The 14,608-nt window shown below is 62.2% G+C and carries 8 protein-coding genes; 1 reads left to right on the forward strand and 7 read right to left on the reverse strand.

What is annotated here, in order from left to right:
• Positions 1–2 precede the first annotated feature (2 nt).
• Genes tuf through rpsL form a run of 4 tightly spaced genes read right to left on the reverse strand, consistent with a single transcriptional unit; the run spans position 3 to position 4,194 of the window.
• Positions 3–1,193 (reverse strand): elongation factor Tu, encoded by a 1,191-nt coding sequence (tuf, locus tag FXB41_RS28550; protein ID WP_007603012.1) that lies wholly within the window; start codon positions 1,191–1,193, stop codon positions 3–5.
• A gap of 40 nt (positions 1,194–1,233) precedes the next feature.
• The gene (gene fusA, locus FXB41_RS28555) at positions 1,234–3,306 is read right to left on the reverse strand and encodes an elongation factor G (protein WP_007603010.1); all 2,073 of its coding nucleotides are present in this window, start codon (positions 3,304–3,306) and stop codon (positions 1,234–1,236) included.
• A 30-nt stretch (positions 3,307–3,336) separates the two neighbouring features.
• Complete coding sequence (gene rpsG, locus FXB41_RS28560) at positions 3,337–3,807, reverse strand: 30S ribosomal protein S7 (protein ID WP_007603009.1); 471 nt, start codon at positions 3,805–3,807, stop codon at positions 3,337–3,339.
• A gap of 15 nt (positions 3,808–3,822) precedes the next feature.
• Entirely contained in the window at positions 3,823–4,194 is a 372-nt protein-coding gene (gene rpsL, locus FXB41_RS28565) for a 30S ribosomal protein S12 (RefSeq protein WP_219684094.1), read from the reverse strand.
• A 640-nt stretch (positions 4,195–4,834) separates the two neighbouring features.
• On the opposite strand from rpsL, the gene FXB41_RS28570 reads away from it, so the two are divergent.
• Entirely contained in the window at positions 4,835–6,073 is a 1,239-nt protein-coding gene (locus tag FXB41_RS28570; protein WP_219684095.1) for an FAD-dependent oxidoreductase, read from the forward strand.
• On the opposite strand, the gene FXB41_RS28575 is transcribed toward FXB41_RS28570, so the two are convergent.
• The 3 genes from FXB41_RS28575 to rpoC all read right to left on the reverse strand — a co-directional run bounded on the left by FXB41_RS28575 (position 6,001) and on the right by rpoC (position 14,602).
• Positions 6,001–8,022: an ABC transporter ATP-binding protein gene (locus tag FXB41_RS28575; protein WP_219684097.1), complete on the reverse strand. Its 2,022-nt coding sequence runs from the start codon at positions 8,020–8,022 to the stop codon at positions 6,001–6,003. The genes FXB41_RS28570 and FXB41_RS28575 overlap by 73 nt on opposite strands.
• A gap of 132 nt (positions 8,023–8,154) precedes the next feature.
• Positions 8,155–10,215, reverse strand: coding sequence for an FAD-dependent oxidoreductase (locus FXB41_RS28580; RefSeq protein WP_007602998.1), 2,061 nt, complete (start codon positions 10,213–10,215; stop codon positions 8,155–8,157).
• A gap of 190 nt (positions 10,216–10,405) precedes the next feature.
• The gene (gene rpoC / locus FXB41_RS28585) at positions 10,406–14,602 is read right to left on the reverse strand and encodes a DNA-directed RNA polymerase subunit beta' (RefSeq protein ID WP_007602997.1); all 4,197 of its coding nucleotides are present in this window, start codon (positions 14,600–14,602) and stop codon (positions 10,406–10,408) included.
• Between the last annotated feature and the right edge of the window lie 6 nt (positions 14,603–14,608).

Genomic DNA, 14,608 nt, shown 5'->3' on the forward strand with positions numbered 1-14,608 from the left:
AATTACTCGATGATCGAGGCCACGACGCCGGCGCCGACGGTGCGGCCGCCTTCGCGGATCGCGAAGCGGAGCTTCTCTTCCATCGCGATCGGCACGATCAGGTGCACTTCCATCGCGATGTTGTCGCCCGGCATCACCATCTCGGTACCCTCCGGCAGATGCACGACACCGGTCACGTCGGTGGTGCGGAAGTAGAACTGCGGACGGTAGTTGGTGAAGAACGGGGTGTGGCGGCCGCCCTCTTCCTTGGTGAGGATGTAGGCCTCAGCCTTGAACTTGGTGTGCGGCTTGACCGAACCCGGCTTGCACAGCACCTGGCCGCGCTCGACGTCCTCGCGCTTGGTACCACGAAGCAGCGCACCGATGTTGTCGCCGGCCTGGCCCTGATCGAGCAGCTTGCGGAACATTTCGACGCCGGTAACCGTGGTCTTCTGCGTGGCGCGCAGACCGACGATCTCGATTTCCTCGCCGACCTTGACGATACCGCGCTCGACACGGCCGGTCACGACGGTGCCGCGGCCCGAGATCGAGAACACGTCTTCAACCGGCATCAGGAACGGAAGGTCGACCGGACGCTCCGGCTGCGGAATGTAAGCGTCGACCTGCTTCATCAGCTCGAGGATGGCCTCATGGCCGAGCGTCTTGTCGGAATCTTCGAGGGCGGCGAGCGCCGAGCCCTTGATGATCGGGATGGTGTCGCCCGGGAATTCGTACTTCGAGAGCAGCTCGCGAACCTCGAGCTCGACCAGCTCGAGCAGTTCCGGATCGTCGACCATGTCGCACTTGTTGAGGAACACGACCAGCGCGGGAACGCCGACCTGGCGGGCGAGCAGGATGTGCTCGCGGGTCTGCGGCATCGGACCGTCAGCGGCCGACACGACCAGGATCGCACCGTCCATCTGGGCAGCGCCGGTGATCATGTTCTTCACGTAGTCGGCGTGGCCGGGGCAGTCGACGTGCGCGTAGTGGCGGTTCTTGGTCTCGTATTCGACGTGCGCCGTCGAGATCGTGATGCCGCGCGCCTTCTCTTCCGGCGCCTTGTCGATCTGGTCGTACGCCGTGAACGTCGCACCGCCGGCTTCGGCGAGGACCTTGGTGATCGCCGCGGTCAGCGACGTCTTGCCATGGTCGACGTGACCGATGGTGCCGATATTGCAGTGCGGCTTGTTACGTTCAAACTTTGCTTTGGCCATTTGACTCTCCGTTCAATCGTCAGTTCGAGACCGACGACAATCAGGCAAACTTCTTCTGGACTTCTGCCGACACGTTGGCCGGCGCTTCTGCGTAGTGGTCGAACTGCATGGTGAAGGTTGCGCGACCCTGGCTCATCGAGCGCAGGTTATTCACGTAACCGAACATGTTCATGAGCGGCACCATCGCGTTGATGACGTTGGCGTTGCCGCGCATGTCCTGACCCTGGATCTGACCGCGCCGGGAATTCAGGTCGCCGATGACGGAGCCGGTGTAATCTTCCGGGGTCACCACTTCGACCTTCATGATCGGCTCGAGCAGGACGGACTTGCCCTTCTGCAAGGCTTCGCGGAATGCAGCACGCGATGCGATTTCGAAGGCGAGCGCCGACGAGTCGACGTCGTGATACTTGCCGTCGACGAGCTGAACCTTGACGTCGACCACGGGGAAGCCCGCGACGACACCAGAGCCCATCACGCTGTTGAGGCCCTTTTCGACGCCGGGGATGTATTCCTTCGGAACCGCACCGCCGACGATCTTGGACTCGAACTCGTAACCCTTGCCGGGCTCGTTCGGCTCGACCACGATCGACACTTCCGCGAACTGACCGGTACCGCCGGTCTGCTTCTTGTGGGTGTACTTGACCTCGGCCCTCTTGGTGACGCGCTCACGGAACGCCACTTGCGGCGCGCCGATGTTGGCATCGACCTTGTAGGTGCGGCGGAGAATGTCGACCTTGATGTCGAGATGGAGCTCGCCCATTCCCTTGAGGATGGTCTGGCCGGACTCCTGGTCGGTCGACACGCGGAACGACGGATCCTCCGCAGCGAGCTTCGCCAGCGCCACACCGAGCTTTTCCTGGTCGGCCTTGGACTTGGGCTCGATCGCGATCTCGATGACCGGCTCGGGGAATTCCATCTTTTCGAGGATCACCGCCTTGTCGGGATCGCACAGCGTGTCACCGGTGCGCGCTTCCTTCAGGCCAGCCAGCGCAACGATGTCGCCGGCATAGGCTTCCTTGATGTCTTCGCGGTTGTTCGCATGCATCAGCAACATGCGACCAATGCGCTCCTTGCGGTCGCGCGTCGAATTGATGACGCCGGTACCCGACAGCAGCGTGCCGGAATAGATGCGGCAGAAGGTGATGGTGCCGACGAACGGGTCGTCCATGATCTTGAAGGCCAACAGAGCCAGCGGCTCCTTGTCGTCCGGCAGGCGAACGACCTCGTTGCCGTCTTCATCGACGCCCTTGATGGCGGGCACGTCAACCGGCGACGGCAGATAATCCACGACCGCGTCGAGCAAAGGCTGCACGCCCTTGTTCTTGAACGCCGAGCCGCACAACACCGGGAAGAACGCGCCAGTCAGCACGGCCTTGCGGATCAAGCGCTTCAACGTCGCCTCATCGGGCTCCTTGCCGTCGAGGTAAGCGGCGAGAACTTCGTCGTCGAGCTCGACGGCGGCTTCCAGCAGCTTCTCGCGATATTCCTTGGCCTTCTCGACCATGTCCTCGGGAATATCGATGTCCACGAACTTGGCGTCGAGCTTCTCTTCTTCCCAGATCACGCCCTTCATGCGAACGAGATCGACCAGACCCTTGAAGTTGTTCTCGGAACCGATCGGAAGTTGGATCGCGATCGGCTTTGCGCCGAGACGATCGATAATGTCCTGCATGCACTTGTAGAAGTCGGCGCCGGTCTTATCCATCTTGTTGGCGAAGACGATGCGCGGAACTTTGTACTTGTCGCCCTGGCGCCAGACCGTCTCGGTCTGGGGCTCGACGCCCTGGTTCGAGTCGAGCACGCACACGGCGCCGTCGAGCACGCGCAGGCTGCGCTCGACTTCGATGGTGAAGTCGACGTGGCCGGGAGTGTCGATGATGTTGAGACGCTTGCCTTCCCAGAACGCGGTGGTCGCGGCCGACGTAATCGTAATGCCGCGCTCCTGCTCCTGCTCCATCCAGTCCATCGTCGCGGCACCTTCGTGCACTTCGCCGATTTTGTGGCTCTTGCCGGTATAATAGAGGATGCGCTCGGTGGTCGTGGTCTTGCCGGCATCGATATGCGCCATGATACCGAAGTTACGGTAGTTCTCTATGGCATGAACGCGGGGCATGGAGTGTTCCTTAGATTCCGTGTGTCGCCGTTACCAGCGATAGTGCGAGAAGGCGCGGTTGGCTTCCGCCATCCGGTGCACGTCTTCGCGCTTCTTGACGGCGTTACCCCGGTTGTTCGACGCGTCCAGGAGCTCCGCAGAGAGCCGCTCGGTCATCGTCTTCTCGTTGCGGTCACGCGCAGCCGAGATCAACCAGCGAATGCCCAGCGCCTGACGGCGCACCGAGCGAACTTCGACCGGAACCTGATAGGTCGCGCCGCCGACGCGGCGGGAGCGCACTTCGATCGTCGGCATGACGTTCTCGAGTGCCTGCTCGAACACGCCGAGCGGGTTCTGCTTGGTCTTGCTTTCGATGAGGCCGAACGCGCCGTAGACGATGCCTTCGGCGACCGACTTCTTTCCGGCGTACATCACCGAATTCATGAACTTCGTAACGATGATATTCCCGAACTTCGGATCGGGAAGGACTTCGCGCTTTTCGGCAGAATGGCGACGAGACATGGACCTGGTTCCCGCTTACTTCGGACGCTTGGCGCCGTACTTCGAACGACGCTGCTTACGGTTCTTGACGCCCTGGGTATCCAGAACGCCGCGGAGGATGTGGTAGCGCACGCCGGGCAAGTCCTTGACGCGACCGCCGCGGATCATGACCACCGAGTGCTCCTGGAGGTTATGGCCCTCACCGGGGATGTAGCCGATCACCTCGAAGCCGTTGGTCAGGCGCACCTTGGCAACCTTACGAAGCGCCGAGTTCGGCTTCCTCGGGGTCGTGGTGTAAACGCGCGTGCAAACACCGCGCTTCTGCGGCGACTGCTGCAGCGCCGGCACCTTCTTGCGCGACTTCTGCACTTCCCGCGGTTGAGCGATCAGCTGGTTGATCGTCGGCATCCTGGCATTACCCTTTGTGTTCTGCCGCGGCCCGTCACCGGGTCCGCAAATTCTTTCGAGCTACCCGCCCGACGAGGCCACCTTGCGCGGAACAATCCGCACAAAGCGAAATCGCGCCAACCACCCATTAACGGGCGGAAAGCGCTTCGACGCCACAGAGGACCGCAGTAGTTGAACCGGTCAGCTTGAAGCTGCGGTCCGCGCACCGAGGTCATGCATCCGAATTCGATCTCGAGAGAACATGCTCACGAGACCTAAAATCGCACTGGCATTGCCTAGCTATGATCGACAGCGTTTGAGCGGCATTCGTCGAGGTTGGTGCCTGTCTTGGTGATCCCAGGGGATCAAACAGGTGGCCCGTTCCGACGTTGGCGATGCTCACCGCCTGTCGTTAAGTGAGGGGGTTCTATAAGTGGGAGTCGGTCAAGTCAAGGCGAAACGTCAGTCAGAAGCGCTTCCCGCGCCTGCCGAAATCGCTTCCTGGGCCGCTCGCTGCGCCTTCGCGACATGGAAATGAAGAGCGCGTTCCGCCACCTCGAATCCAATTTATACCCGGGTTAAATATACTTTTATGACCTTTGGCTAAGGCTTTCTTTCCTGTTGGGGCGCCAATGTACCGCCTTGGGCAGGGATTGGCACCATGCGGTACACCGACATTGCCATTATCGGCGGGGGATTGTCCGGCTCGACCGCCGCCGCGATGCTCGGCCGTAGCGGCATTTCGACCATCCTGATCGATCCGCATGAGAGCTATTCTGCGGACTTTCGAGTCGAAAAACTCAGCGGCCACGTGCAGGTCGGGCGATTCTTGCAGACGGGAATCGCCGAATCGGTGCTGCGCCGCGCGACCTTTGTGGGTGAGAACTGGATCGCGCGCTTTGGCCGCCTTCTCGACAAGGCGCCAAGCCGGCAGTTCAACATCCTCTACGATTCCCTCGTCAACGCTGTCCGCGACGAAATTCCTGCCGGTGTCGAGCGCGTCTGCGCCAAGGCCGTCTCGGTCGAGACAAGTACGGAGCGGCAGAAGGTCACTCTGTCCAACGACGAGATGGTCTCCGCCCGACTGGTCGTGCTCGCCAACGGACTCAATGTCGGCCTGCGCCACCAGCTGGGAATCGCCCGAAAAGTCGTCAGTGCCTGCCATTCGATTTCGATCGGGTTCGACGTGGTGCCCGCGGGACGGGACTCGTTCGACTTCCCGGCGCTGACCTATTTCTCGGAACGGCCGAGCGACCGCATCCCCTATCTCACGCTTTTTCCGATCGGGACGCGGATGCGCGCCAATCTGTTCGTCTACCGCAGCTTCGACGATCCCTGGCTGGTTGAGCTGCGCCGCGCGCCCGCCGAGACGTTGAACGCCGCGCTGCCACGGCTCAAGCGCATCACCGGACGATTCGACATTCCCGGTGAGCTGAAAATCCGCCCGGTCGATCTCTATGTGAACGATGCCAGCGGCCAACCCGGCCTCGTGCTGGTGGGCGATGCCTTCTCGACCTCCTGCCCTGCCGCCGGCACCGGCTGCGACAAGGTCTTCACCGACGTCGAGCGGCTCTGCAACCTCTACATCCCGCAGTGGCTGGCCTCCGACGGGATGGATACAAGCAAGATCGCCACCTTCTACGCAGATCCGGTCAAGCGGGCGTGCGACGATTGGTCGGCGGCGAAGGCGTTCGACTTCCGCTCGGTCTCGATTGCGACGAGCCCCTATTGGACGGCGCAGCGCTGGGGACGCTTCATTGCCTGGTCGGTTCAGGGGCTATTGCGGCCGCTTGGAGGAGCCTTCGATCTGGAGCCGAACTTCCTCGGTCACTCCTCCTCATCGTCCTCGTCGAGGTCGTCTTCATCCTCGTCGTCATCGTCGCTGTCCTCGTCGACGTGAGCCGGCGCGCCATGCGGTTGATGGATCTGGTCGTTCCACAGCTTGCGATAGGTGCCGTTTTTGGCGAGCAGCTCGGCATGCGAGCCGCGCTCGATCGCCCTGCCCCCTGAAATCACGATGATCTCGTCCATCTCGACCACCGAGGTCAGGCGGTGGGTCGACCAGATCATGGTGCGGCCCTTGGCAACCTTCAGCAGCGTGCGGTTGATTGCGGCTTCCGTGGTCTGGTCGAGCGCCGAAGTGGCTTCGTCCAGCAGCAGCACGGAGGGATTACGGATGACCGCGCGCGCGATCGCAATGCGCTGGCGCTGGCCGCCCGACAAGGTATCGCCGCGCTCGCCCACCGGCGTGTCGTATCGCTGCGGCAGGCTCATGATGTAGCGGTGGATCTCGGCCTTCTTGGCCGCCTCCTCCACCTCCTCGTCGGTCGCGCCCTCCTTGCCGAGCCGTATGTTCTCCCGGATCGACATGTTGAACAGCATGTTCTCCTGGAACACCACCGCCATGCTCCGGCGCAGCGAATCCAGCGTCACCTTGCGGACGTCGACGCCGTCGATGGTGACCCGCCCCTCGTCCGGCACATAGAGCCGCAGGATCAGATTCAGCAGCGTGCTTTTGCCGGAGCCCGAGGGACCGACGACGGCAATGCGCTTGCCGACATTGAGCTTGAGGCTGAGATTGTCCAGCACCGGCGTCTGGCTGCCTTCGTACTGGAACGTCACGTGGTCGAAGGTGATGTCGTTGGTGATGCGGGGCAGATCGGGCGCGCCGGCACGATCGGCGCTGCGCGTGGGCTCGTCGAGCAGCTCCTGCATGTGACGAATCGCGGCTGCCGAGGAGATCGACACGGGGATGAAGTGCATCACATGGGCGATGTTGTAGGACACCTCCCAGAACGCGCTCTCGAAGGTGACGAAGGTGCCGATGGTGATCTGACCCTTTGTCGCCAGATATGCGCCGATCGCGAGCACGACGAGATGCAAGAGCAGCACCGAGATGGTGACCGTCCGCTCTACCATGGTCGACAGGAACGCCGCCGAGGCCATCCTGTTTCGCGTCTCGTCGTTGCGAAAGGTGAAGAAGCCGAGCATCCGGCGTTGCAGGCTGAACGCCTTGATCACGGCCTGCGCCGCCACGTTCTCCTGCACCATGCCAAGCAGCGCGGACTCATTGAGCTTCTGCTCGTAATTCGCCTGAACGGCCTTCGGCGTCAGCATGCGGGGACCGATCAGCGTGATCGGGAACACCAGCAGCGCAACCGCCGCGAGCTGCCAGTTCAGGAACACCATGAGGATGATTCCCGCGATCAACTCCAGGAACGGCAATGCCGCGCTGTTGGCGAAGGTCTTGACCGAGCCCTCGAAGGCCGCGAGGTCAACGGAGAAGCGCGACAGGATCTCGCCGCGCTTGGTGCGGCCGAAATAGGCCGCCGGCAGGTCCTGGACGTGCCCGAACAGCCGTTTGCGGACGTCGGAGATGATGCACGCCGCGAGCCGCGCATCCCAGCGCTCGTACCAGACCGCGACGATCGAGGTGAAGATGCCCGCGACCGCGAGCACGCCGAGGATCTTGTACAGCGCCTGGAAATCCTCCTCGCCGAGCGCGTCGTCGATCAGGTACTTCAGGCTGAGCGGCATGATGACGTTGAATAGCGTCTCGACGAAGACGCCAAACGCCACGAAGGACAGCATCTGCTTGTAATTGACCAGGAAGGGTTTGACGAAGCCCAGGATAGTCGCGAGCGCGCCGGCGGCCTCGCGCGCGGTAAAGACGACGAGGTCCTCGTCCTCATCGTCGTCATCGAGCTCCAGCCCGCCATCCTCCTCGTCTTCATCGTCCTCGTCGTCTTCGAGGTCCGGCTTGGCGATAGGGACGAGCTTATCGTCGAGCTCGGCCGCCTCTTCCGCGGCGAGCTTCTGTTTGTCGGGCGGGAGGGGCTTGGACGCCATGAAACCAACCGATGCTGACGGCCGGCATGACCGCAGAGAAAGAAGGAAATAGCGGAAACCGCTATTGCATCGATTCTATGCGATCAGGATGAATTCGGCAAAACAATTGGCGAAGGCGTCCGCTTCAGGCGGCTAGTCGTCTTCCTCGTCCTCGACCTTGTCGAAAAAGGAATAGCGCAACGAATCGGCGTCGGCGTACCACTGGCCCGGGCCCTTGTTGGCGGCGAGCGTCGTCTCCCAGAGCGCGTCGGTGCAGTCCTTGCGGTGCATCGACAGCTCGAAGCCGTTGCCGAAGAACAGTTCGGACCATTCCCACCAGGTGCCGAGCTTCTTGACGCCGCGCAGAAGGTCGTAGCGGTCGATCAGTGCCGGCGCCATGTCCGAGGTGATCGAGCCGAACACGAGCCCGGTCTTGACCACACGGTTCAGCTCCCTGATCGCACGGACCACCTGCTTCGGGGAAACATGGCAGAGGCTGGTCTCGAACACGAAGTCGAACGCACCGTCTTTGAACGGCATGGCGGTGATCGAACCGAGCTTGTTGTACTTCTTCAGCGCCTTCGGCGTTCTGGCGTGAATGGTGCGGTTGTTCTCGATGCCGAAGGCATCGATACCGCGGTCGCGCAGCGCGCCGACAAGCTCGCCGCTGGCCGAGCCCGCGATCAAGAGCTTCGTGCCTTTGGTTTTGCCCCAGACGATGCCGATCAGTTTTGTGAGATAGTCGGGATCGGTGAAGTGTTGCCACACTTCGCTGTAAGGACCCTGGCCGCGATAATTGTCAAAATAATCGCGATCGATCTTGTCCGAGAGCGGCTTGTCGTCCTGCGAACGCTCGCGGCGCAGGCGCATCATCTCGGTCAAGATGATGTCGGTCGCCGCGTCCGAGGAATCGAGCAGGCCGTTCAGCGTCGAGTCGAACAGATAGTCGCCGACCACCACGATTCCGGGATGTTCCTTCGGCTCGGGGCGGTGATTGGTCATGACGTCGCGCACGGGCAAGCCGCCCGGAATCGCGTTCACTGACGACAACCAGCGGTGGATCTTGCCTTCCATGAAATGCGCGCGTGCATCGCCGAGCGATGCCGGCAGCGATTTCAGCGCGGCATCGATCAGCTCCTGGTCGGAGAGATTCGCGAACGCCAGCGCGTCGGAGCCCGGAATCAGCCAGTTCAGCACGCCGTGCTTGCCCACATCATGGCGCGCGCCCTCGTTATAGACGCAGCAACCGCCAAAGGCCTCCGACATGAACCAGGCGCCGGCGATCTTGTCGCCCCAGAACGGCGTGTCGAACAGAATCGAGACCCGCAAATAGTGCGCAGGACGGTCGAAGTACGAGACGTGCTTGACCATCGACTTGCGGAGCTGTTCGCCCTCCCAGCCGACGGTTCCGAGCCAGGAATGCGGCAGACAGACCAGCACAAGGTCGAAGTCGCGCGTCTCTGGCCCCTTGCCGTTCATCATCTTGAGTTGATAGCGACCGGTCGGCGCCTTGCCGACCGTGAGGATTCGGTGATTGAGCTGGATGTCGGCATTGACCTCCGACTGGAGGCACTCGATGAGCTGCTCGTTACCGTTCTGGATGGAATAGAGGCCGATATAGCCGTCGACATCCATCAGGTAGTTCTTGAGCGCGTTGAGACCGTTGGTGTTGTGGCTCTCGGTCGCGAGGTCCGAACGCGCCATCACCTTGAAGAATCGTTTTGCGGTCTCGTCCTCGACCTCCTCGTCGAGCACCTGTTCGGCGGTCTTGTAGGCCCAGGGATTCTCGTTGTCGTGCGCGCCGACGCCCTCGTAATACTCGATCGGCGTCATCGCCTCGGCGCAGCGCTTACGGAACGCCTCAATCGCAGCCGCGGTCTTGGCACCATATTTGCGACGCATGCCCGCGACGTCGTTGAGGAGCTCGCCGCCGAACTGCACCTGCTCGGCATCCATCGGAATGGTCTGCAAGCCGAAATGCTGGATCAACTCGCGCAACGGATCCGGCCCGGTCATCGAGTAGTCGTAGATCTCGGCAACGCCGGCCTCGTACATCGCGGGCGCGGAATCGAATTTGCGCGTGACGATCTTGCCGCCGAGCCGGTCGGATGCCTCGTAGATGGTGACGCGGCAGAGGTCGCCGAGCTTGCGCTTCAAATACCAAGCGCTCATCAGCCCACCGGGGCCGCCGCCTACGATTGCGAGATCAAGCATGAGAATTCCGTGGTCTCCGGCCCGCCCCTTCACGGGACCACCGGTCTAAGCTCTCCTAGCAGAAGCGCTTTTGCGCCTGAAGGAAAGATGAACAAAGGTTGATCCTGCACCGCAACAGGGAAACAAAGCAGCAAAAAGGCCGGCTTGCGCCGGCCTTTTCAGTGTCCTCGGTATTCCTACGGATGAATGATCATTCCGCAGGTGGCAGCGCCATCGGCTCCACTTCCGGCGCCGGCGGCACGACGGCCGCCTGCTTCTCGCGCTCGTCGAGGATCATCTTGTCGCGCTTCACCGCGACTTCGCGGATCTTCGCCATGGAGGCGCCGGTGCCTGCCGGAATCAGCCGACCGACGATGACGTTCTCCTTGAGGCCTTCGAGCGGATCGACCTTGCCGTTGACCGCCGCTTCCGTGAGGACGCGGGTGGTCTCCTGGAACGAGGCCGCCGAGAAGAAGGAGCGGGTCTGAAGGCTGGCCTTGGTGATGCCGAGCAGAACCGGCGTCCCCGTGGCGATCTTCTTGCCCTCTTCCTTGGCCTTCGCGTTGATCTGGTCGAACTCGATCTTGTCGATCTGCTCACCCGAGATCATGTCCGTGTCGCCCTGGTCGGTGACTTCCACCTTCTGGAGCATCTGCCGGACGATCACCTCGATGTGCTTGTCGTTGATGAGCACGCCCTGGAGCCGGTAGACCTCCTGGATCTCGTTGACCAGATAGGCCGCGAGTTCCTCGATGCCCTTGACCGCCAGAATGTCGTGCGGCGCCGGGTTGCCTTCCACGATGAAGTCGCCCTTTTCGACGACGTCGCCGTCCTGAAGGTGGATGTGCTTGCCCTTCGGGATCAGGTACTCGCGCGCCTCGTCGGTCTTGTCCATCGGCTCGATCGAGATGCGACGCTTGTTCTTGTAGTCGCGCCCAAACCGGATGGTGCCCGCGATTTCGGCGATGATCGCCGCATCCTTCGGACGCCGAGCCTCGAACAGTTCCGCCACCCGCGGCAGACCGCCGGTGATGTCGCGCGTCTTGGCGCTTTCGGTCGAGACACGGGCGAGAATGTCGCCCGCCTGGACCTTGGCTCCGACATCGACCGACAGAATGCCGTCGACCGACAGCATGTAGCGAGCATCGCCGCCACGGGCGAGCTTGAGCACCTTGCCGTCCTTGCCCTTGATCACGATGGCGGGACGCAGGTCCCCGCCGCCGCGCATCGAGCGCCAGTCGATGACCACGCGCTTGGCAATGCCGGTGGCCTCGTCGAGCGTTTCCGAGATCGACTGTCCCTCGACCAGATCCTCGAAGCCGATGGTGCCTTCGACCTCGGTGAGGAGCGGACGGGTGTAGGGATCCCATTCGACGATACGCTGGCCGCGCTTGACCATGTCGCCCTCGTCGACGTGCAGGCGCGAACCGTACTGAATACGGTGCGTCGCACGCTCGGTGCCGTCGGCATCGACGATCGCGATCACCATGTTGCGAACCATCGCAACCAGGTGGCCGTCGCTGTTGCGGGCGATGGCCTTATTCCTGATCACGATCTTGCCGTCGAAGTTGGATTCGACGAAAGATTGCTCGTTCAGCTGCGCCGCACCGCCGATGTGGAAGGTACGCATGGTGAGCTGGGTGCCCGGCTCGCCGATCGACTGGGCCGCGATGACCCCGACCGCTTCGCCGTGGTTGACCGGCGTGCCGCGAGCGAGATCGCGGCCGTAGCACTTGCCGCAGATGCCGTTGACGAGCTCGCAGGTCAGCGCCGAGCGGATCTTCACCTCCTGGACGCCGCCCTGATGAATGGCATCCAGATGGCTCTCTTCCATCAGCGTACCGCGCTTGAAGATCACCTTGCCCGTGCTGTCACGCACGTCTTCGCAGGCCGTGCGTCCGAGGATGCGCGAGCCGAGCGAAGCGACCACGGTGCCGGCATCGACGATGGCGCGCATCTTGATGCCGAGCTTGGTGCCGCAATCGTCCTGCGTGATGATGCAATCCTGCGCGACGTCGACGAGACGACGGGTCAGGTAGCCGGAGTTCGCAGTCTTCAACGCGGTGTCCGCGAGGCCCTTGCGGGCGCCGTGGGTCGAGTTGAAGTACTCGAGCACCGAGAGGCCTTCCTTGAAGTTCGAGATGATCGGCGTCTCGATGATCTCGCCAGACGGCTTGGCCATCAGGCCGCGCATGCCGGCGAGCTGGCGCATCTGGGCCGGCGAACCGCGGGCACCGGAGTGAGCCATCATGTAGATCGAGTTGATGTCGGCATCCGCCCCGCTCGCCGTCTTCTTGGTCGAGGAAATCTCCTTCATCATCGCCTTGGCGATTTCTTCCGTGGCCTTCGACCAGGCGTCGACGACCTTGTTGTACTTCTCGCCATGGGTGATCAGACCGTCGTTGTACTGCTGCTCGAAATCCTTCGCCAGCGTACGTGTGGTGTCGACGATCTTCCACTTGGAGTGCGGCACGACCATGTCGTCCTTGCCGAACGAGATGCCGGCCTTGAACGCGTTGTAGAAGCCGAGCGCCATGATGCGGTCGCAGAAGATCACCGTCTCCTTCTGACCGCAGTGGCGGTAGACCTGGTCGATGACGCCGGAGATCTCGCGCTTGGTCATCAGCTTGTTGATGATCTCGTACGGAACGCGCGGGTTCTTCGGCAGCAAATTGCCCAGCATGACGCGGCCAGCGGTGGTCTCGATCCAGCGCTTGGAGATCTTGCCGGTCTCGTCGATGCCTTCCCACCGGTACTTGATCTTGGTGTGGAGGTGGATGACCTTCGCGTGCAGCGCGTGCTCGAGCTCCGCCATCTCGCCGAAGATCTTGCCCTCGCCGGGCAGGCCTTCGCGCATGATGGAGACGTAGTAGAGACCGAGCACGATGTCCTGCGACGGCACGATGATCGGCTGGCCGTTCGCCGGATGCAGGATGTTGTTGGTCGACATCATCAGGACGCGCGCTTCCAGCTGCGCTTCGAGCGACAGCGGGACGTGCACGGCCATCTGGTCGCCGTCGAAGTCGGCGTTGAACGCGGCGCAGACCAGCGGGTGGAGCTGGATCGCCTTGCCCTCGATCAGCACGGGCTCGAACGCCTGGATGCCGAGGCGATGCAGCGTCGGTGCGCGGTTGAGCAGCACGGGATGCTCGCGGATGACCTCGTCCAGGATGTCCCAGACCTCGGGCCGCTCCTTCTCGACCAGCTTCTTGGCCTGCTTCACGGTGGTGGACAGGCCCTTGGCGTCAAGCCGCGAGTAGATGAACGGCTTGAACAGCTCGAGCGCCATCTTCTTCGGCAGGCCGCACTGATGCAGGCGCAGCTCGGGACCGACCACGATCACCGAACGGCCCGAATAGTCGACGCGCTTGCCGAGCAGGTTCTGACGGAACCGGCCCTGCTTGCCCTTGAGCATGTCGGCGAGCGACTTCAGCGGACGCTTGTTGGCGCCGGTGATGACGCGGCCGCGGCGGCCGTTGTCGAACAGCGCGTCGACGGCCTCCTGAAGCATGCGCTTCTCGTTGCGGATGATGATGTCCGGCGCGCGCAGCTCCATCAGCCGCTTCAAGCGGTTGTTGCGGTTGATGACGCGGCGGTACAGGTCGTTGAGGTCCGAGGTCGCGAAGCGGCCGCCATCCAGCGGCACCAGCGGACGCAGGTCCGGCGGAATCACCGGGACCACGGTCATGATCATCCATTCCGGCTTGTTGCCGGAGTGGCGGAACGCTTCCACGATCTTCAGGCGCTTGGCGAGCTTCTTGTGCTTGATGTCGGAGTCGGTCTCCTGCATCTCTGCGCGCAAGGTCAGCTCGAGCTTCTCGAGATCCATGCCCTTGAGCAGCTCGCGGATCGCTTCCGCGCCGATCATGGCGGTGAAGGAATCCTGGCCGTATTCGTCCTGCGCCTTCAGATACTCGTCTTCGGACAAGAGCTGACGGTCCTTCAGCGCGGTGAGGCCCGGCTCGAGCACCACGTAATATTCGAAATAGAGGATCCGCTCGAGATCCTTCAACGTCATGTCGAGCAGGAGGCCGATGCGCGAGGGCAGCGACTTCAGGAACCAGATGTGGGCGACGGGGGCTGCGAGCTCGATATGGCCCATGCGCTCGCGCCGGACGCGCGACAGCGTGACTTCGACCGAGCACTTCTCGCAGATGATGCCCTTGTACTTCATGCGCTTGTACTTGCCGCACAAGCACTCGTAGTCCTTGATGGGCCCAAAGATGCGGGCGCAGAACAGGCCATCGCGCTCGGGCTTGAAGGTACGGTAGTTGATGGTTTCCGGCTTCTTGATCTCGCCGTACGACCAGGACAGAATCTTCTCGGGGCTCGCGATCGAGATCCGGATCTGGTCGAAGACCTGAGCCGGCGTCGTCGGATTAAAGAGATTCATAATTTCTTGGTTCATCGTCTT

The organism is Bradyrhizobium canariense, assembly GCF_019402665.1.
GTDB classification, from domain to species: Bacteria; Pseudomonadota; Alphaproteobacteria; order Rhizobiales; family Xanthobacteraceae; genus Bradyrhizobium; species Bradyrhizobium canariense.